The sequence below is a fragment of the Pseudomonas sp. GL-R-19 genome (assembly GCF_019956375.1).
Classification (GTDB): domain Bacteria; phylum Pseudomonadota; class Gammaproteobacteria; order Pseudomonadales; family Pseudomonadaceae; genus Aquipseudomonas.
This window is the reverse complement of the sequence record NZ_JAHBDJ010000034.1, coordinates 36,334-56,179: the sequence shown is the minus strand read 5'-3', so window position 1 is coordinate 56,179 and position 19,846 is coordinate 36,334. Positions and strand designations below refer to the sequence as shown.

16 protein-coding genes and 1 pseudogene are annotated in these 19,846 nt (G+C 60.9%); 7 read left to right on the top strand and 10 right to left on the bottom strand.

What is annotated here, in order from left to right; all coding sequences use genetic code 11:
• Positions 1–122 (top strand): annotated as a pseudogene (locus tag KGA83_RS30125) (hypothetical protein); the annotation flags it as partial.
• A 43-nt stretch (positions 123–165) separates the two neighbouring features.
• Here KGA83_RS30125 and KGA83_RS18820 read toward each other — a convergent pair.
• A complete protein-coding gene (locus KGA83_RS18820; RefSeq protein ID WP_223530499.1) occupies positions 166–519 on the bottom strand; it encodes a DUF6124 family protein in 354 nt (117 codons plus the stop codon).
• Positions 520–1,150: 631 nt separating this feature from the next.
• On the opposite strand from KGA83_RS18820, the gene KGA83_RS18815 reads away from it, so the two are divergent.
• Both KGA83_RS18815 and KGA83_RS18810 read left to right on the top strand, forming a co-directional pair.
• A complete protein-coding gene (locus KGA83_RS18815; protein ID WP_108219443.1) occupies positions 1,151–2,338 on the top strand; it encodes an AAA family ATPase in 1,188 nt (395 codons plus the stop codon).
• The gene (locus KGA83_RS18810) at positions 2,331–3,023 is read left to right on the top strand and encodes a hypothetical protein (RefSeq protein ID WP_108219444.1); all 693 of its coding nucleotides are present in this window, start codon (positions 2,331–2,333) and stop codon (positions 3,021–3,023) included. Before KGA83_RS18815 ends, KGA83_RS18810 begins: the two co-directional genes overlap by 8 nt.
• Here the strand turns inward: KGA83_RS18810 and KGA83_RS18805 are convergent.
• Positions 3,020–3,364 (bottom strand): nuclear transport factor 2 family protein, encoded by a 345-nt coding sequence (locus KGA83_RS18805; RefSeq protein WP_256595022.1) that lies wholly within the window; start codon positions 3,362–3,364, stop codon positions 3,020–3,022. The two genes, KGA83_RS18810 and KGA83_RS18805, sit on opposite strands and share 4 nt — an antisense overlap.
• 3 nt (positions 3,365–3,367) lie before the next feature.
• Between KGA83_RS18805 and KGA83_RS18800 the strand changes: the two genes are divergently transcribed.
• The 3 genes from KGA83_RS18800 (at position 3,368) to KGA83_RS18790 (ending at position 5,156) form a co-directional block, all read left to right on the top strand.
• Positions 3,368–3,820, top strand: a complete 453-nt coding sequence (locus KGA83_RS18800) for a hypothetical protein (RefSeq protein ID WP_108219446.1) — start codon at positions 3,368–3,370, stop codon at positions 3,818–3,820.
• Positions 3,821–4,026: 206 nt separating this feature from the next.
• Positions 4,027–4,563: a glyoxalase superfamily protein gene (locus KGA83_RS18795; protein ID WP_108219447.1), complete on the top strand. Its 537-nt coding sequence runs from the start codon at positions 4,027–4,029 to the stop codon at positions 4,561–4,563.
• A gap of 65 nt (positions 4,564–4,628) precedes the next feature.
• Positions 4,629–5,156, top strand: a complete 528-nt coding sequence (locus KGA83_RS18790) for a PaaI family thioesterase (RefSeq protein ID WP_108219448.1) — start codon at positions 4,629–4,631, stop codon at positions 5,154–5,156.
• Positions 5,157–5,292: 136 nt separating this feature from the next.
• Here the strand turns inward: KGA83_RS18790 and KGA83_RS18785 are convergent, their stop codons facing one another.
• The 5 genes from KGA83_RS18785 to pvdM all read right to left on the bottom strand — a co-directional run bounded on the left by KGA83_RS18785 (position 5,293) and on the right by pvdM (position 13,242).
• Positions 5,293–7,710, bottom strand: coding sequence for a TonB-dependent siderophore receptor (locus KGA83_RS18785; protein ID WP_223530498.1), 2,418 nt, complete (start codon positions 7,708–7,710; stop codon positions 5,293–5,295).
• 126 nt (positions 7,711–7,836) lie between these two features.
• Positions 7,837–9,486 carry a cyclic peptide export ABC transporter gene (locus KGA83_RS18780; protein WP_108219450.1) on the bottom strand — a complete coding sequence of 550 codons (1,650 nt, stop codon included), beginning with the start codon at positions 9,484–9,486 and terminating at the stop codon, positions 7,837–7,839.
• 206 nt (positions 9,487–9,692) lie between these two features.
• Positions 9,693–10,565 (bottom strand): formylglycine-generating enzyme family protein, encoded by an 873-nt coding sequence (locus KGA83_RS18775; protein ID WP_108219451.1) that lies wholly within the window; start codon positions 10,563–10,565, stop codon positions 9,693–9,695.
• A gap of 16 nt (positions 10,566–10,581) precedes the next feature.
• The gene (locus KGA83_RS18770) at positions 10,582–11,862 is read right to left on the bottom strand and encodes an aminotransferase class V-fold PLP-dependent enzyme (protein ID WP_108219452.1); all 1,281 of its coding nucleotides are present in this window, start codon (positions 11,860–11,862) and stop codon (positions 10,582–10,584) included.
• 30 nt (positions 11,863–11,892) lie between these two features.
• Positions 11,893–13,242 (bottom strand): pyoverdine-tailoring dipeptidase-like protein PvdM, encoded by a 1,350-nt coding sequence (gene pvdM / locus KGA83_RS18765; RefSeq protein WP_115947528.1) that lies wholly within the window; start codon positions 13,240–13,242, stop codon positions 11,893–11,895.
• A 242-nt stretch (positions 13,243–13,484) separates the two neighbouring features.
• On the opposite strand from pvdM, the gene KGA83_RS18760 reads away from it, so the two are divergent.
• On the top strand, positions 13,485–15,104 hold the full coding sequence (locus tag KGA83_RS18760) for a PvdJ/PvdD/PvdP-like protein (RefSeq protein WP_223530496.1): 1,620 nt from the start codon (positions 13,485–13,487) through the stop codon (positions 15,102–15,104).
• 132 nt (positions 15,105–15,236) lie between these two features.
• Here the strand turns inward: KGA83_RS18760 and KGA83_RS18755 are convergent, their stop codons facing one another.
• The 3 genes from KGA83_RS18755 to KGA83_RS18745 are packed head-to-tail and all read right to left on the bottom strand — an operon-like array spanning position 15,237 to position 19,785.
• Entirely contained in the window at positions 15,237–16,631 is a 1,395-nt protein-coding gene (locus KGA83_RS18755) for an efflux transporter outer membrane subunit (RefSeq protein WP_223530494.1), read from the bottom strand.
• Positions 16,632–16,638: 7 nt separating this feature from the next.
• Positions 16,639–18,612, bottom strand: coding sequence for a MacB family efflux pump subunit (locus tag KGA83_RS18750; RefSeq protein ID WP_223530492.1), 1,974 nt, complete (start codon positions 18,610–18,612; stop codon positions 16,639–16,641).
• Positions 18,613–19,785 (bottom strand): efflux RND transporter periplasmic adaptor subunit, encoded by a 1,173-nt coding sequence (locus tag KGA83_RS18745; RefSeq protein ID WP_223530490.1) that lies wholly within the window; start codon positions 19,783–19,785, stop codon positions 18,613–18,615.
• Between the last annotated feature and the right edge of the window lie 61 nt (positions 19,786–19,846).

The following is a 19,846-nucleotide window of genomic DNA, read 5'->3' as shown; positions in this document are numbered from 1 at the left end:
CCGGTGACCTGGTGCGCCGTCGAGAGGATGGCGTGTTCGACTACGTCGGGCGCATCGACCATCAGGTCAAGGTGCGGGGCTTCCGCATCGAACTGGGCGAAATTGAAGCCCGCTTGCGCGAGCAGGCTCGCTCCTACAGGTACATCGGTGTTCTGGAGATTGTGATCAGGGCGGATCAAGCCGATCCAGCGCCCGATTCACCGCCAGCTCCCCCAGCATGATCACCTGCGCAATCCCCAACAGCGCATTACGGCTCGTCCCCTGCAGATGATCCACCAGATCGTTGGCCATGACATTGGCCGACGCCAGCGATTCACAGGCGTGCACCAGCAGGGTTTCGGTACTGAGTTCGGGGTTGACGATGAACATGGTGCTGGGTGCGCGCGGGGTAGCCATGATGTGGGCGCCCGAGTTGAGGTCGAGGGCGCGCTCGGCGGCTTCGTGGAATTGTTTGGAGTCGGTGCTTTCGTACGGCGAGGCCGGGTCGGAGTCCGGCGGATTTGGAGTAACTTTGAACATGATTTGGGTCCTGTAAGTATGAGCTACCACCGCTTCTCTACTAATAAGAAGGGTGGTAACTGTGCGCAGGTTAGTAGACCGGGGACCCAAGGAGCCGGCGCGCCCTAGGGCGCCCTGCACACAGCCACCATAAAGTGCAGGGATGGGATACCTGACTGTTTGATGGGCTATGCGCCTTGAGTAACCACGGGCTACTAAACCCGATCACTGACAATCAGTGACCCGAATCAAGTTACCGACACCCCCCAAGGCGCACAAGCCGGCGGATTCTGGCGTACCTGTAGGCAACGGCGCAAGGCGTTGTGGCTTTCACGAAGTAACCTACAGACGGCTTAAACAGGCGCCATCATTTTCTGTTTGATAGAAAAGCTATGCATCATCTGCGCGATGGAGGTACTGAAAAGTCGAGGAAATTTCCTACTGACTTTTAGGGTTGGTAGTCAGACGCCCAAGGTATAGCGTGGGAGAGTTGCTTCCATTTTTTTCCGCTAATTGCTTCCTTCCGACGGAGCTTTTGGAGGTTTTGTAAATGGACTGAACTGCTAGCGCACTGGGTGACTCGACGGATTTCCGGTAATGTGCCTGATCAAGACTTGATGGGGCCCCATCTTGCGAAAATGGGACTAATAGAATGCTTCGTAAATTAGGCGTTTACGGATTTAAATCGGTTCACGAGCAAAGCATAGAGCTAGGCCGTGTGAATTGTTTTATAGGTGCCAATGGCGTTGGAAAGAGCAATGTTCTGGAAGCGCTAGGCGTGCTTAGTGCTGCGGCGAATGGTGTTGTTGACGATGAGAGCCTGCTTCGTCGCGGCGTTCGCGCGGGGCTGCCTCGACTTTACAAGAGCTCGTTTGCTTCTGAACGAACACCTGCACATATTGGTGTAGGTATCGTTGGAGATGACAACGAGGCTTACCGCGTCTCTTTGCTGAATCCGCTCGATTCGCCTGAACCTGCTTGGACTTACAAAACCGAGGTCCTGTCAGACGGCCATTTCGAGATTCTTTCCGATGGGGTTCGTAACAAGAAGAATCTGAATCCACAGTCGGGTCTGGCTGCACTGAAATTGGTTGAGTTAGAACCAGAAAATCCTGCTGCCAGGTTGATGCAGAGCCTGCAAGAGTATGCGATCTACTGTCCCAATACACCTTCCCTGCGCGGGATCATTCCTGATGTGCAAGCCAGACGACCTGTAGGACTGAGTGGTGGACAGCTAGCCGAAAGTTTTGAAGCCTTGCGCAAGCATCTGGAAAGTCAGGGTGAAGACGGTGAAGAGGTACTGGACCAGATTTTGGAGCTGATCGACTGGGTTGCCGATGTCCAAGCCACTAGTCATGGCGGGTCATTGATTTCAAGCAAAGTGCCCAGAACCAAACTTATGCTGAAGTTCACAGACCGATTCATGAATAAGTCACGCAATGAACTGACCGCCTATGATGCCAGCGAAGGGGCATTGTATGTTTTGTTTTGCGCGGCACTCTGTCTATCTCCATTGGCACCAAGAATTCTGGCGATAGACAACCTGGATCAGGCACTGAATCCACGACTACTGTCAAAGCTGACAGCCTGTCTCAGCCATTGGCTCAGACATAACGACCCTGATCGCCAATTGCTGTTCACTGCTCACAACCCCGCGGTACTGGATGGATTGGACTTATCTGATCCCGACACCCGTTTGTTTGCGGTGGAGCGAAATAGCAACGGTCTGACGGTAGTTCGGCGAGTTGTATTGACGGCGGAGCAGGAGAAACAGCATGAGCAATATCCATTGTCCAGACTGTGGATGATGGGGAGTTTGGGGGCGGTACCAAATGTCTGAATTGCGTATTGCCTTGGTTGTAGAGGGTGACACCGACCTTGTAATTATTGAAGCTGCATTAAAAGCCATTATTGAAAGACCTTTCATCCTGACCAAGCTTCAACCTGAAGCGACTGCACCCAAGATGGGGACCGGCTGGAGTGGTGTATTGAAATGGTGCGATGCCTCAAGTCAAAGACATTCAGCATCTTTGGATACCGACCCCACGCTGGAGCAGTTTGATCTGTTAATCATCCATTTAGATGTGGATGTTTCGACTGAGTTTTATGCAAATGCAGGCCCAACGGTTCATGACATGGCAGTACAAAAGGGCTGGGGGATTTTACCTTGCGCACGACCTTGCCCTCCGGTCGCTCATAGCATTGCACCATTGACGGCTACTTTAGATAGCTGGCTTCATCCATCTAGCCGCGGAACCAAGACTGTATTGTGTCTTCCTGCACAAGCATCAGGAACCTGGCTCGCGGCTGCATCGCTTTCTGCTGACCACGCGCTTTTGCGCGGAGCAGAGTGCAATGTCAATTTGGAGTCTCGTCTTTCTCTGTTACCACTGGATCAGAGGATCCGAAAGAAAGTTCGCGAGTATCGTCAACATGCAAACAAGGTGACAGACAATTGGCCGGCTATCAAAGCCGTTTGTTCGCAAGCAGAAGCTTTTGAGACAGCGGTTCTCGCTGCCGTTTAATTTTCTAGACCCTCCAATGAGTAAAGTTCTAAAGGGGGAATGTTGTAAACCCAGTTTTGCTCCTGCGTCCGCGAGTGAATACTCCAGCCATCCAGTGTTTTCACCAGAGTGTCGCGGTACCTCAGCCCAATAAACAGAACATCATTTGTGCCGTCGTCATTGCCGGAAATCATCATTGCCGGGGCGACTGTTTGAGCCGTCGCAGTGTGGCCATCAATTTCCAGCAAAAAGGTGGAAATTATGTGCTGGGTACCGCGCATTTCCGAGACCGCGTCGTTGAGATAAGACGACATGGTACGGACACCACAACAAGAGCGCCATTCTGAAAAACCAAGGACGATTCAATGATGGATCTCAAGAAAAGCCTCATCAGTTGCCTGATATTCCCTATCGCCCCGGTGGCAGTCATTTATCTGACCTTCGCCCTGTGCAGCGAAATCTGGAAAGAAAGCTTCTACACGCCCGGCGAGGACGGCGGAGAGGTCGAACCCACGCTGGCTCTCTTTATCATTCCGATCCTGCTGGTGATTGCTGCGCCATTGCTGGCGGGGCTGACAGGGTTGAGTCGATGGGTTACGCGGCGCTTTGAACCCGGTGTCTGGTGGCGGTGGGTAATGGCGATTCCACGCGTCATTCTGGCGGCCATTTCATTGTTTATGTTTCTGCTTTCGACCGGTTTCCTGATGGGGGATGTTCTCGGTCTATTCAGACATTGGCAGGTGGCTTGCGCATGGGCAGCCTGCGCGGTCACCGTCGGGGCATTTGTGGTCCAGCAATTTTCACGCCTGAAGGAATAGTCCTCAAGCCACGGACAGGGGGTTGCCGAGCCATCTTCCGCATCCCGTATCGGCTATGTAATATCGACAGCGGCCCGATGCTGCCCGCCGCTCGCTCCCGCTGGGAAAGGTGAAAGCATCTCCTCCTCATACGAACCCTGTCGCCTCTCTTGATGGTCGAGGTTTGGCAATGCGAGCACCAAGGCATCTCGGCTACAGGAGCAGCCATGTTTTCAATCGAGCAAGCCAAGCAAATGGCCAAACAGTTGCGCGCCTCGCTGGAGGAACGCAATCAAGTGGTGACCCATTCCACCGCGCTGGAACTGGTCGCGCAGCAACTGGGCTACAAGGACTGGAACACCGCGTCGGCGATGCTTACCCAGGCCAATACCCCGCCAGCGCCAAGCATTACCTTTGATAGACCCATCCCGATTTTGCGCAGTTTCGACGAAGCCAAGGCGCGCGAGTTCTATCTGGATTTCATGGGGTTCAGCGTCGAGTTCGAACATCGCTTCGAGGCTGATCTGCCGCTGTACCTGGGCATCAGTCGCGACGGGTTGCAACTGCATCTTTCCGAACATCACGGCGATGCCAGCCCTGGCTCGACGGTATTCGTGCCCATGCAAAACATCGAGCTGCTCAGGGATGAGTTGCAGGGCAAGCGCTACGGCTACGGACGCCCTGATATTGTTCAGCAAGGCTGGGGCAAGGAGCTGCAAGTCTACGACCCGTTCGGTAATCGTATTCGCTTCTGCCAATATTGATCAGGCGGTGCGAACCGGGGTGACCCGGTTCGCTTTCAACCACGACGATTAAGGATCAACACGGCATGACCACGCAGGACACTTCGCTTCAAGACATCGCCGCGCCTGAAGGCGTTTGTTATGGCTGCGGCAGCCAGAACCCGCATGGGCTGCACATCAAGAGTTTCTGGCATGAAGACGGGGTGCATGTCATGGCGCAGCATTTGCCCGATGACAAGTATTGCGGCTGGCCGGATCTGGTTTACGGCGGTTTGATCGCGATGCTGGTCGATTGTCATTCCAACTGGGCGGCGATGGCTTATCACTACCGGGCAGAACAGCGCGAAGCGGGCAGCTTGCCCCACATCACCTGCGTCACCGGTAACCTGGGCATCAAGTTCATCAAGCCCACCCCGATGGGCGTACCCCTGACACTGCGTGCCAAAGTCGAGGGCGATGTCGGGCGCAAAAGCCGGGTCATTTGCGAGGTCTTCGCCGGGGATGTCCTGACCGCTGTCGGGGATTCCGTTTTTGTGCGCGTCGATACAGGGCAACTCAGGGCCGAAGCGCACAGCCATACGTCGCAAGCAGAAAACGGAACCGGGCCGCTGTAGGAGCGAGCTTGCTCGCGATGGTCGTTAACGATAACGCGTGTTTACTGACTAAACGCAGCGCTCTTGAATCCATCGCGAGCAAGCTCGCTCCTACAGCAGTGGCCCGGTTTTTTGTTGCGGATGATGCTTTCAGCCATCAGTACTGCGCGCGCAGGCTCAGGGTCAGGGTGCGCGGGTCGCCGTAGAAGTTGGTGCCCCAGGAGGCATCGACGCGGTCGTAGTACTTGCGGTCGAACAGGTTGTTGGCAGTCAGCGTCGACGACAGGTGTTGGTTGAACTTGTAGCCGACCTGCGCCGTGGCGACGGCAAAGCCGCCTTGCTGGAACTTCACGTCACGCTGGAAGTAAGTGTCGCTGACCACACGCACGCCACCGCCGACGCTGAAGTCCTTGAGCGCACCGTCGGTGAACTCGTACTTGGTCCACAGGTTGTAGTTGTGCTTGGGCGTAATGGTGCTGAAGGTCTTGCCTTTGTTGGCCGCATCGCCGTCCAGGAACTTGGTGGAAGTGAAGGCGTAACCGGTGACGATGCTCCAGTTCTCGGTCAGGTTGCCGCTCAACTCGGTTTCCCAACCCTGGCTGCGGGCCTTGCCTTCGGTCATGTAGGCGCCGGAGGTGTTGTCGTATTCGGCGCGGTTTTCATCATAGATGCGAAAGGCGGCGAGGCTGGCGTTCAGGCGTCCGTCGTAGAATTCGCGCTTGAGGCCGATCTCGTACTGCTTGCCTTCGCGCGGGCCGACCGGCTGGCCGTCCGTGCCGATTTCGCTCTGCGGCTTGAACACGCCGGTGTAGCTGAAGTAGGTCGACAGTTGCGGAGTGATCTTGCCGATGATGGCGCCGTACGGCACGACCTTGCGGTTGATGCTGGTGTGGGCTTCGCCGAAGTTGTCGAAGAAGGCGTTGGCGTTCTTCGCGTCGCTTTCGAACCAGGTCACACGGCTGCCACCGATGACATCGAGCCAGTCGGTGACGTTGAACTTGGCGCGGGTGTAGACGCCGTACTGGTCAGACTTGGACCAGTTGCCGTTGACGTGCGCATAGTCGTTGCGGGGAATGTCGATGCTGCCCGGATCGAACACGTTGATCGGGAAGTACTCGCCGCCGCCGTAGGTGAAGTCCCTGTCCAGGTGCTGGTACTCGGCGCCCAGAGTGAACTCGTGCCGGCGATTGGCGAACTCGAACGGCGTGGTGACGAAACTGTCGACGCCGATGGTCTTGATGTGGGTGTAGTAGTCGTACGCCACGGCCCAGCTGTCACCGGTGGCCGGGTCGACCGCGCCGTCGGCCCAGGTGAAGTTACGCTGCGGGGTTTCGGCGTCGCGGTAGGTCAGGGTGGTCTTGAACTGACCGCCGTTGTCCAGTTCGTGGTCGAGTTCGGCGAAGGTTTCCCAGACTTTTTCGTCGAGGGTGTTCCATTTGGCATCGATGAAGGTCGAGCGCGGTACGTCGAGCAATCTGCCGTCGGCGTAGGCCGGCAGGCCGAAGGCCGGGGTGGAGTGGTTCTGCTGGTAGGCACCACCGACCGACAGGGTGGTGGCCGGGTCGAGGTCGAATTCCAGGCGACCGTAGACCATCGGGCGTTCGTTCTGCGCGTAGTTGACGAAAGACTTGTTGTTCTCGTAGGCGGTGATGAAGCGACCGCGCACGGTGCCCTGGTCGTTCAACGGGCCAGTGACGTCCACCGAAGAACGGTAGCGATCGTAGGAGCCGGCGGCCAGTTCGCCACCGAGGGCGAATTGGCTCAGGGCACGCTTGCGCACCACGTTGATCGTACCGCCGGGTTCACCCGCACCCTGGTACAGGCCGGACGGGCCGCGCAACACTTCGATGCGGTCGTACATCGCCAGGTCGAAACTGGTGGCCATGTCGCCCTGGCCGGTGGGTTGCGAGACGCCGTCGACCTGCACCTGATCGACGAGGAAGCCGCGCATGAAGATGTCATTGAGGCTGGAGCCGGAGTTGTAGGTCTTGACGGTCACGCCGGTGACCTGACGCAGGGCGTCCTGCAGGCTGTTCAGGTTCTGGTCGTCCATGCGCTGGCGCGTGACGACGGACACTGACTGCGGGATGTCCTTGACCTTGATGTTGCCTTTACCGATGGTCACTTCATCGCTGGTGTAGGAGTGCGTGCCTTCAGTGGTCGGCCCCAGCGCCACGCCGGTGATGGACGTCGCACCCAGCTGCAACGCACTGGAATCACCGGCCGTTGGCACCAGCGACACGGTGTTGCCATTCAACTGAAAATTGATGCCGCTCCCCAGCAGCAAGGTTTTCAGTGCCTGTTCCGGTTCCATGTTGCCGGACACCGCCGTGGACTTGATGCCGTCGACCATGTCCTGGCTATAGAGAATCTGCAGGTTGGTCTGCTGGCCCAGTTGGCGCAATGCACTGGCCAGCGATTGAGCCGGCACATTGACGCTGACCGGGGCTGCCTCGACCTGGGACGTGCCCAGCAGCAACAGGGTCAGCAGCGCGCCCGGCACGACCGTTCGGTATTTCTTTTGCCGTTCGATGGCTAATGCCAGCGGTGCGCGGGACAGAGTAAGGCTTTGCATTGCTCGAATCGCTCCAGAATGGTGTGTGCAGTGTTTTAGTTAATGATAATTATTATTAGACGTACCACTGTGGCTAAACCGGAAAACAGACTCCAAAAAACAATGATCTGCACGCGGCAACCACCGTCAGGCGGTCGCGCGCTCGGTGACGACCCGGCCCGATTCCATGCGCACCAGTTGATCGGCCATGTCGAAATAGCGGTCGTCGTGGGAGATGACGATGATGGTCTTGCCCAGGCGTTTGAGGTCCGGCAGCAGCTCGGTGTAGAAGATGCGGCGGAAGGTCGGGTCCTGGTCGGCGGCCCATTCGTCGAACACCAGCACCGGGCGTTCTTCCAGCCAGGCATTGACCAGCGCCAGGCGCTTGCGCTGGCCGGTGGACAGCTCGGTGGTGGTGAAACTGCCGTCCCGAACGCTGACCTTGTGCGCGATCTCCAGCCGTTGCAGGTATTTGTTGGCATCTTCGGGGATGTGCTGGTCGCCCTGGACCACGTCATCGAACAGGTAGTAGTCGGCAAAAATCGTGGTGAACAATTGGCGGTAGTCGTCGCGATTGTGCGCATCGATGCCCTGGCCGTTGAGCAGGATCGAACCCTGTTGCGGCGCGTAGAGGCCCAGCAGCAACTTGATCAGGGTGGTCTTGCCGCAGCCGTTTTCGCCGACGATGAACATGATGTCGCCTTGCTCGATGGTCAGGTTCACCGGGCCCAGGCGAAACGCGTCGCTGCCCGGTACGGCGGGAAAGGCGTAGCTGACGTTGTCCAGTTGCAGGCGGTTGACCACTGTCGGCTGGATGCCTTTGTCGTTGAGCAACAGGTGCGGTTCGGGGGAGGAAAACTGGCTGGACAGTTCGGCGATGCGGCGAAAGGCAATGCGCGCGCGACTGACGATCGGCAAGGTGCTGACCAGATGCTCGATCGGGCCTTTCATGTACAGCAGCACCAGCACGAAACCGCTCATCACTGCCTTGTCGGCACTGGGCCAGAACGATTGCAGGGTCAGTGCCAGGCCGATGACCACGAAGAACAGCATCGAGCCCAGCGTCTTGGCGATCACGAAGGTGTTGATCGAACGCACCTGGGTTTTACAGATGAAATCGGCGGTGCCCTGAATGCCCGATTCGAACATGCGTTGGCGACGCGGGCGGTGGATGCGCAATTCCTTGGCGCCGCCGGCAATGGCGTTGTAGTGCTTTTGCAAATCGTCCTCGGCGTCGCGGGCAGCCATGAAACCCTGGATGCCCTTGCCCTGGGCGTAGAACTGAATGCCGGTGCCGATGGCAATCGCCAGCACCATCATCAGGAACATCGGCCACGACAACATCGCCAGGTAACCCATGCAGCCGAGGGTCACGGTCAGGGAAATCGCCAGCGGCGCGAAAGCGAAAGCGAAGTCGCTGATGGTGTCGACGTCGTGGGTCAGCACCGGGATCAAGCGGTGGCTGCGATAGCGCTCGATCTGCTCGATGGGCGCCGAAAGCACTTTCTCCCCCAGCGTTTTGCGCAGCCTGGCAATGATGTGCTGGCCGACGTAGTTGGTGCCGATGTCCGAGCAGATCGAACTGCCCAGGGCCAGCAGGCACAGGCCGCCGAACAGCGCGACCACGCCTTGGGTCAGGCCTTGCGGCGAATGCAGCACGTTGTTGATGGTGGCCAGCAGCACCGTCACGCTCAGGCCACCCACCATGCCCAGGAGGATCGACAGACTGACGACGAGCCGGAACGGTTTCAGGAGGCTGAACAATTCATGAATTGCACCGCGCGTTGGCTGGGTCATGAGCAGAGGGTTCCTTGGGTCTTGAGGCAGATACCCAGTAGAACGTCTGATGGAGGGCTTAATTTAAAAGGTGGACGATGCAAAACCTGTGGGAGCGACGGTGCGGCGATCCGACTTGCTCGCGATAGCGGTGGATCAGAAAACTTGATGTTGACTGACACGACGCCTTCGCGAGCAGGCTCGCTCCCACAAGGGTTGGGGAGGGATTAAAGAGTGCGCACGACACGGAAACCGATCCAGTCGCCACGGGTTTGCGGGTCGATGTCATTGCGGTTGCCCGAGCGGGAAAACACCGGCGCTTCGCCCCAGTCGTTGCCACGGATGCGCAAGGTGTCGCAGTTCGGTTCGGTCCAGGCGCTGCCGTCGGTGGGCGCGCCGACGTAGTCCGGGTGGTAGCAGTCGGCGATCCATTCGTAGACATTGCCGTGCATGTCGTACATGCCGAAGGCGTTGGGCGGGTAACTGCCGACCGGCGAGCTGTAGCTGTAGCCATCGGTGGGCCCGTAGGTGTTGGCGTGGGTGGCGATGCTGTATTCGGTGCCGGGGTCGAACGGGAAGGGGAACGCTCCCGTTGACCCGGCGCGGGCCGCGTACTCGCGCTGGGCCTCGCTGACGATGTGGTAGTGCTGGCCGGTTTTCAGCGACAGCCAGGCAACGTAGGCGCTGACTTCGGCGAAGTTCATGCACACCGCCGGCTGACGCGGGCCCTGTGGATAACGCGGCTTGCTGTTGATGCACTCGCGGCCGGGGCGGCTGTCGCCATTGGGCAGGGTGGTCCCGGTTTCCTTGAGGTACTGGTCCCATTGCGCGGCGGTGATCTGGTAACGGCTCATGGCGAATGGTTTGTCGAACGTCACCTCATGCATCGGGCCCTCATCAGGCTCGCGGCCGACTTCGCCTTCCGGGGTGCCCATGGTGAAGGTACCGGCGGGCAGTACGACCATTTCCGGGCAATGACGGCAATCCTTGAAGACCTTGCCCGGCAATGGCGCGGTGTAGGCCTGGGCGAGGCCGGGCAAGGCGCTGCCGAGCACGGCCAACAGCGTCAGGGCGCCGAGTTTTTTCAGGGTGCTTTTCATATTGGCTCTCGCTCAGTCAGACCTGGGTGGCCAGCAGTTCCATCAGGCGGTCGATGTGCGCTTCGGTATTGAGCAGCCCCGGCGACACACGAATGACCGGCCCGACATCACGGTCCACGGCGTCACACACCACGCGCTGATCCATCAGGTAATTGGCGACTGCTTCGCAGTCCCGGTGCTTGATACGGAAGAAGGTGAAACCCGCGGAATACTCCGGCGACAGCGGCGTGACCAGCTCCACCGACGGGTGTGCCTGCAAGCGTTTTTTCAGGTAGCTGTTGATGGCGTGAATGCGCGTCGCGACCTCGGCCTTGCCCAGTTCCAGGTGCAATTTGAAGGCTTCGGTCAGCGCCCAGCGGTGTTCGAACGAGTGGTAGCCGCCGTAGGTCATCACCGTAGAGAACCGTGTGGCTTCGGAGAAGGTCGGGATGGTCGGCGTCACGTCCTTGAGCTCGTCAGAGCGGGCGCAGATGATCCCGGTGCCCCGTGGGCCGAACATCCATTTGTGGGTGCCGGCGATGAAGAAGTCGCAGTGCATGTCGGGAAAATCGACGTTCTCCACGCCGAAGCCGTGGACGCCATCGATCACGTAGAGGATGCGGTCCTTGTCGGCGCGACCACGGTTTTTCTCCTCCACCAGTTTGCCGATCTCGCCGATGGGCAGCTTCACGCCGCTGCCGGAATGCACCCAGGTCATGCCCAGTACGCGGGTTTCGGGGCGGATGTTGCGCTCAATCGCGGCCAGCACTTCAGCGGTCGAGACCTTGTACGGGTCTTCGAACAATTTGATCTTGCGAACCTGGGTGCCGTCCTTCTGGGTGCGGTACTCGAACACGCTGTTGGCGGCGTAGTGCTCGTGTTCGCTGGTGAGGATTTCCTGATCCGGGCGCACGTGGATACCGGCGTAGATCATCGCCAGGCCTTCGGTGGTGCTGCCGGTCAGGGCGATCTGCGACGGGTTGGCCTTCAGGTAACGGCCGGCCCATACGCGCACCTCTTCTTCGCGGCGTTCGGTTTCGCCGCGATGCCAGTCCATGGCCAGGCCCGGGTTGCGATCGAGGTTGGCGCGGTGCATCTCGATGGCTTCACGCACCGGACGCGGGTGCGAGGTGACGAGGAAGTTGGCGAAGTGCAGGTAGTTTGGGTCCTGCGTGAACAACTGGCGCAATTGGTCCCATTTGTCCTTGGGCAACGGCGCGGGGCTGGCGGCCAGTGCCGGCAGGTTCACGGCCGAGACCAAGGGGATACCGGCTGCCAGAATGCCGGCCTGCTTGAGGAATGAACGACGGTTGGTCATGGGTTCGGTTCGCTTTGGCAAAAGGAAAAATCAGTTCTGGACCACAGGCCGGGAGGACTTCTGCACCTGGTCCCAGACCCGCAGGAAGTTGCCGCCCCAAAGCTTGGCGATGTCGGCTTCACTGTAGCCGCGGCTGATCAGTTCGGCGGTCACGTTGCGGGCCTCGCTGACGTCTTTCCAGCCGTCCACGCCGCCACCGTCATTGAAGTCGGAACTGATGCCGACGTGATCGATACCGATTTTCTTCACGGCGTAATCGATCGCATCGCCGTAGTCCTTGAGGGTGGCCTTGGGTTCTTCGTCGAGGATCGAATAGAGCTGGCTGGCGTACTCGCCGAAACGTTGCTCGGGCCAGACGGTGATCACCGGGTCGCCCGGCATCAACGCCATTTCCAGGCCTTGCAGCGGTTGCAGGTCGAAGCGCGCGCGCAGGGCGTTGAGTCTGTCCTGGGTGGCTTGGCTCAGTGGACGGATGTAAGTTGGGAAACCGACAATCTGCACCACGCCGCCGCTGTTCTTGATCAGCTGCATTTCCGTGTCGCTGAGGTTGCGCGGGATATCCACCAGGGCGCGTGGTGCCGAGTGGGAGGCAACCATAGGCGTGCGGCTCAGTTGCGCCACTTGCTCTAGGGCCTTGGTCGACATCTGTGACACATCGATGATCACGCCCAGGTCATTGAGGCGCTGCACCGCTTGCTTGCCGATGTCCGACAGCCCGCCAAGGGCGTCCCGCGAATCGTTGAAAAACGGCAGCGGCCGCGACGAATCGGCCCAGGCGTTGTTGCCGACGTAGCTGAAGCCGAACATGCGCATGCCGCGCGCGGCCCACTTGTCCAGGGCGTTGAGGTCATTGCCCAGCGGGTAGGCGTTGAGCATGCTGATGAACACCGCGAACTTGCCTTCGCCGTGCAGGCGGCGGAAGTCGTCGGGGGTGTAGGCAATGGCCACCTGGTTGGGGAAGTCGCGGACCATGGTGCTGATGATCTTGTAGCGGGTTTCCTGCTCAAGGCGGGCCTCGTCGACGAAGCCGGCGGTAGGGCGATGGGGCGCGTTGGGGCCGTTCCAGATTTCCGGCCAGCCGAAGATCGTCAGGGCTGCACCGGACAGGCGCCCGCGCCCGGTCTTGACCAGGTCGAACTGGCCTTCGCCGTCCTTGTCGACTTCGTTGCCGGCGGTGCCGAAGCCCATGGGCACGGTGATGTGGCTGTCGAACGAGAGGATGCGCTCCTGCAATTGCTCGGCCTGTTTCATCACCTTGACCGGGTAGTCGGGGTTGTCCCTGAACCCGTAGTCCCAGGCCGCGAAGCCCACTCCCGCGCTGATCGCCAGGGCCAGCGGCAGGCCGATGAAAAGAGCCTTTTTCGAACGTGGTTTTGTCATTGCCGTCTCAGTCAGGTTCGCCGTCGAGGTGCAGGCGCGGGGGTCTTTGCTATCTGGGGGAACGAGTGGCTGGGCGAAAAAATTAGCGCGGCTAATGGCCTCATCGCGAGCAGGCTCGCTCCTACATGGGAATGCGGTCTCCTGTAGGAGTGAGCCCTGCTCGCGATGCTTTTTAAATTTATGAGGGCAACGAACGTTCTAGCTTGGATAAAGCCTGCTCCATGGCTGACACAGGTAGGGCAATGACGATTTCTCGACGATGGTTCCTCGCGGGGCTGGCGCTGACCGGTGCCGCTGGGCCGGCGGTGTATTACGGGCATCACGAATTGAACAGGCCGGACCCGACCATCACCCCCGGCGAAGCCTCGTTCGAGGTGGCGGATATTGCCGGCCAACGCTTGGCGGATACCTTGCGCGGGGTCTGGCAGATTCGTTTCGAAGGTCGTGACGCCGGTATCGAAGGTTTGCCGCTCGAAGGCCTGGAAGTGTTTCTCGACATTGGCCACAAGGGGCGTGGCGTCGTGGGTTTTCTCGACACCGGCGAGCGATTGCGCTCTGCCGAAGAGCCCCGCTACCGGGTGCTCGGCGATCTGTCCGGGGCCAACCCGAAGCAGTTGGGTTGGCGACTGCTGGGTGCCAGCGGCTGTTGCGATTACGAATTCGACATGACCCTGGACGAGGTCTGGGCCGGTTTCGGTAACGCCGGCAGCGGCAGTCTCAGTGGGCGGGTGCTGGACCTGAATCGACCAATGATGCTCACGGCGCAGGACAATCGATTCATTGCAGTCAAACGGGTATTCCCTGAAGCCCGCGAGCGCACCGGCCTGAATCCGACCTTGCTGGCCTGGCTGGTGTCGCCGCAGCACCGATTGTTCCACCAGCTCTGGCATGCCTCCCGGGACAAGTGGCACAAGCTGTCCGAAGACCAGCGCGGTGCCTTGCGCGGGCTCGGCTGGCAGCCCGGCCCGCGGGACCAGGAGCGCGATGCCCGTGGCGAGCACAAGGATCGCAATGGTTCGGGCGTGGATTTTTTCTTCATGCACCGGCACATGCTCGGCACGGCGCGCTCGATGCAGGACCTGCCGTCCTGGACGCATTTCCCGTTACCGCAACCGGAACTGGCGCGGGACCGGCTCGGCTTTGCGCGTTACTTCGACAACCACGACGGCACTGCGCTGCCGCCGACCTGGCTGGCCGAGGACGATGACGAGTACACGCAATGGGTCAGCGACATCAAGACCGGCGAGACGTACCACAGCAATTTCCAGGTTTGGGAGTCGCGCTACCGTGATCCGCGTTACCTGTCGACGCTGACCCTCGGCCAGTTCGGCTCGGAGGTCGAGCTGGGCCTGCACGACTGGCTGCACATGCGCTGGGCCTCGGTGCCGCGTGATCCGGCCAACGGTCAGCCGGTGCCATTCGCCCGGGATCCGGCGGACTTTTCCGCACGCTGGTTCGCACCGGAAAACGATTTTCTCGGCGACCCGTTTTCTTCCCATGTGAGCCCGGTGTTCTGGCATTTCCACGGATGGATCGACGATCGCCTGGAAGACTGGTTCCGCGCCCACGAGCGTTTTCATCCGGGGCAGGTCAGTCGGCTGCAGGTCAACGGCGTGCAATGGTTCGCGCCGGGACGCTGGGTCGAGATCGATGATCCGTGGCTTGGCCCGAGCACCCATGGCTGCAGCACCACGCCGGGGTTGCAGGTGGGCAAGTCGGTGGAAATGGACCCGGAAACCATGAAGCTGGCGCTGCGTATTACCTTTGGCGAGGACGAGAAGATGCTGGCCGGACTGTTGCGCAAGGTGCCGCAGCGGCCGTGGTATGCGCGCAATCTGAAGGCTAAGCAGAGCCAGGCTTGATACCGAGTTATCGTTCAATCGCGAGCAGGCTCACTCCTACATAGGATCGCCAGTGAGCACAAAATTTGTGTACGACCAATATCAAATGTAGGAGCGAGCCTGCTCGCGATGGCGTCCTGACAGGCGCCACAGCTAAAGAACCTGCCACCCCCCACCCAACGCCTTGTACAGGGCAATACTCGCCTGCATCCGCGACAACCGCAGTTGCACGTTCAAATCCTGCGCCGCATACAACGTGCGCTGGGTTTCGAGCACCGTCAGCAAATCCTCGGCCCCGGCCTGATAACGGCTTTGCGCGATGTTGAACGCGGTTTGCGCCTGGCTCAGTTCTTCACTCTGCCACCCGCGTTGTTCATCCAGCCCGCGAATGCTGTTGAGGGCTTTTTCGACGTCGGCGAAGCCATTGATGATCGCGCCGCGATAAGTTTCCAGAAGTTCTTGCTGGCGCGCCGTGGCCTTGTCGCGCTGGGCGCCGAGGCGGCCGTTGTTGAACACCGGCGCGAGCAGCCCGGCGGTGAGATTGTAGAAGGGGCTGCGCAGCATATCGTCGGCCCGGTCGGCGCCGGAGTCGAGTTCGGTGGTGAGGGTCACGGTCGGTAGCATCGCGGCCCGGGCGACGGTGACGTCGGCCTGGGCGGCAGCCAGTTGCGCCTCGGCCCGGGCAATGTCCGGGCGGCGGCTGAGCAACTGGCTGGGCACTCCGGCGTCGATCGCAGGCCAGGTCAGTTGATCGAAGCGTTCCTGGCCCAACGACAGCGCCTGAAGCGGACGGCCGAGCAGGGCGGCGAGGCTGATTCGCGCATCCTCGGCCTGTTGCTGCACCAGCGGCAGCTGGCGTTGCTGCGCCGCCACCAGGCTTTTTTGCTGCGCCAGTTCAAGGGCCGTGGCCGAGCCCGAATCGAAACGGGTCTGCACCAGTTTCAACACGCTCTGGGCATTGGCCAGATTCAATTCGGCGATGCGGCTCTGCTCCTGCAACGACAAGGCTTGCGCGTAGCCGTTGGCCACGCCGCTGAGCAAGGTCAGCTCCACGGTGGCCTGATCGAACTCGCTGGCTTTCAGACTGAATTGCGCACTGTCGCGGCCAGCCCGTTGGCCACCCCAGAAATCGATTTCGTAGCTGGCAGTCAGGTTCGCCGTGAAATAGTCGACGGCGTCGTTATCGCTGTCGGCGTCGAGCTGACTGTAGCCGCTGCCGCGCAGCAATTTCTGGCGATTGGCATTGGCCGCGGCCTTGACCTCGGGCAATTGCGAGCCGCCGGCAATCACCGTATCGGCCTGGGCCTGGCGTACTCTGGCGATGGCCGCGGCCAGGTCGTAACTGCCGAGCCGCGCCTGTTCGATCAGGCGACCCAGTTGCGGGCTGCCGAAGCGGTTCCACCATTGCTGGTTGTCATAAGTGATGCCGGCGGTGTGCGGCGATTGCCAGGCGGCGGGCGGCTGGATGCCGCTGTCGGGGCGCTGTGTCGGGCTGCCGCAGGCGCTGAGCAACAGGCATAGGGTCAACACACTGAGTGGCGGCTTCATCAATCGATCATTCACTGGTAAGGGCTGTGACCGGGTCGAGTCGGGCAGCCTTGCGGGCCGGCATGTAGCCGAAAACGACACCGGTGACCAGGGCGCAGCCGAAGGCACCCAGCACCGCTATCAGGGAAAAGGCGACAGCGACTTCGCTGAAAATCAGCACGCCGCCGACGATCAGCGCCAGGGCGATCCCGGTGAGGCCGCCCACCACCGAGAGCATCACCGCTTCGGTGAGGAACTGGCGCAGGATGTCGCGCTGGCGGGCACCGGTGGCCATGCGGATGCCGATCTCGCGAGTGCGTTCGCGCACGGTCATGAGCATGATGTTCATCACGCCGATCCCGCCCACCAGCAGCGAAATCGCCGCAATCGAGCCGAGCATCAGCGACAGGGTGTTTTGCGTGCGCGCCTCGGCCTGGATCATCGCCGCGTTGTTGGTCAGCTCGAAATCATGCTTGCCGTCGTGCAGGCGCAGCATCAGTTGCTCGATGGCTTTTTCGGTTTCCTTGACCTTGCGCGCGTCGGCGGCGGCGATGGCGATGTACTCGGGATTGTGGGTACCGAACAGCCGAACGCTGGCGGCGGAGTAGGGGATGGCGATGCGGTCGTCGCTGTCGGAGTCGCCGGAGCTGGCGCCTTTTTCCGCGAGCACGCCGACCACCTGGAAGGGTACGTTTTCGATCAGGATGTACTGGCCGATCGGGTTGGCCACGTCCTTGAGCAGCTTGGTCCGCACCTTGTGCCCGATCACCGCGACCGCCGCGGCGTTCTGCTCATCGGCGTGGGTGAAGTAGCTGCCTTCGACCACCGGCCAGTTGAAAATCGCCGGGAAGTTGGTGTCGTTGCCGCCGACGTAGCTCATGTGATCGAGGTTGCCAAAGCGCACTCCGGCCTCCTGGCCGTTGACCGGCATGATCCGCATCACTTGGGGCAAACTGGCAATCGCCGCGACCTCATCGAGGGTGACGATGCCCATGGGCGTGCGCGGGTTGGGCGCCGAGCCGCTGAGGTAGATGATGTTGGAACCGAACGCGCCCATCTGCGCCATCACCTGGCGCTTGCTGCCTTCGCCGACGGCGAGCATCACCACCACCGAGGCGACGCCGATGATGATCCCGAGCAGGGTCAGCGCGGTGCGGAACTTGTTGATCCACATCACTCGCCACGCCGCGTGCACGGCATCGACCAGCTCGCCTTTCCAGGCGCCGGTGGCTTCGGCGCCTTCGCTCAGGCGCCTGCGCAAATCGACGGCTTGCAGGGCGCCGGGGTTGGCCGAGTTCTGCGCGGCGGGATTGTCCCGGGCGCTGTCACTGATGATCAGGCCGTCGCGGATCTCGATGACGCGTTTGGCCCGGGCCGCCACTTCGCGGTCGTGGGTGATAAGGATTACCACGTGGCCCTGGCTCGCCAATTCGTCGAGCAGGGCCATGACCTCGGCGCCGCTGTGGCTGTCGAGGGCGCCGGTGGGTTCGTCGGCCAGGATGATGTGGCCGCCGTTCATCAGTGCGCGGGCAATCGACACCCGCTGCTGCTGCCCGCCGGAGAGTTGATGGGGGCGGTTGCCGGTGCGCGAGGCCAGACCGAGACGCTCGAGCAGGGCGGTGGCGCGGGCGTGGCGTTCGACGGCCGGGGTGCCGGCATAGATGGCCGGCATTTCGACGTTTTCCTGGGCCGAACCGGATGGAATCAGGTGGTAGCCCTGGAACACAAAGCCAAAGGCTTCACGCCGCAGCCAGGCCAGTTCGTCGCTGTCCAGGGTGGCGACATTTTCCCCGGCGAAGCGGTATTCGCCCGAAGTCGGGCGGTCGAGGCAGCCGAGGATGTTCATCAGCGTCGACTTGCCGGAGCCGGAAGCGCCGACAATCGCCACGAACTCGCCGGCATGGATCGACAGGTCGATGCCACGCAGCACGTGGACTTCAGGCGCGTCGCCACCGCCGTAGGCTTTGCGGATGTGCGAAAGGTCGATCAGGGGCGTGTGCATTCAGCCGCCACTCCCGTCGACCGGGCCGATCAACAGGTGATCGCCTTCTTGCAGGCCTTCGAGGATCTGTACCCGCAGGCGGTCGCTGATGCCGGTCCGCACGTTGCGTTGTTCGATGCTGCCATTGCTGGCGACCACTTGCGCGGTCTGCAGGTCTGTCTGCGGGCCGGCCTGCAGGGCGGCGATGGGCGCGGTGAGCACGTTCTGCGCCTGATTGGCGACGAAAAATACCTGGGTGGTCATTTCCGCCATCAGCGCGTTGTCGGCGTTGTCGACGTCCAGCAGCACGGTGTACAGCACCACGCGGGCACTCCCGCTTTTGCTGGTGCTGGCGGGGCTGCCGCCGCCCTGGCTGGTCTGGTCCAGCGGCTTGGGCGGTACGGGGAGGATTTGCCGCACGGTGCTGGTCCAGCGCCGGGTGCCGCCACTCAGGGTGGTGAACCAGGCGTGCATGCCGGGTTTGACGTGGCCGATGTCGGCCTCCGAGACCTCGGCCCACACGGTCATCGGCGACAGCTTGGCGATGCGCAGGATCAGCGGAGTCTGCTGCTGGGCGTTGAGGGTCTGGCCGACCCGGGCATCCAGCGCCACCACGGTGCCGGCCATCGGTGCATAAATCCGCGTGTAACCGAGCTCCGCCTGATCGCTGCGCAGGCTGGCTTCGGCCTGGCGGATCTGCGCCTGGAACATGTCGACCCGTGCCTGGGTGGCGCGCAGTTCGGCCTGGGCGGTCTGCACGTCTTCTTCACGGGTGGCGCCACCGGCGGCGAGGTTCTGTTGGCGCTGGTATTTCTGCCGGGCCAGGTCGTGCTGCGCCCGCTGTTCCTGCAGCTGTGCCTTGAGGTTTTCGATGGAAAAGCGCCCGGCGTCGAGTTTGGCCTGTTGCGTGGACGGGTCGATTTCCACCAGCAGCTGGCCTTCCTTGACCAGGTCGCCGACTTCCACGTGGATCTTGTGGATCTGCCCGGAGGCCTGGGCGCCGACGTCGACATAGCGCCGCGGTTGCAGGGTGCCCAATGCCGTGACGCTGCTTTCAATGTCGGCGCGGCTGACCTGGACGGTGACGAGCCCGTCGCGTCCCGGCGCAATGAACTGCCAGGCGGCGACGGCCACCACGGGGATCAGACAAAGTGCTGCAAGCAGGGCGCGTCGGGTCTGTCGGGGACGTTTCATGCAGGGTTCCGGCCTGGGAAAATCGGCCCGTCGTTCAGCGACGGGGAGACCGGGACGCAGA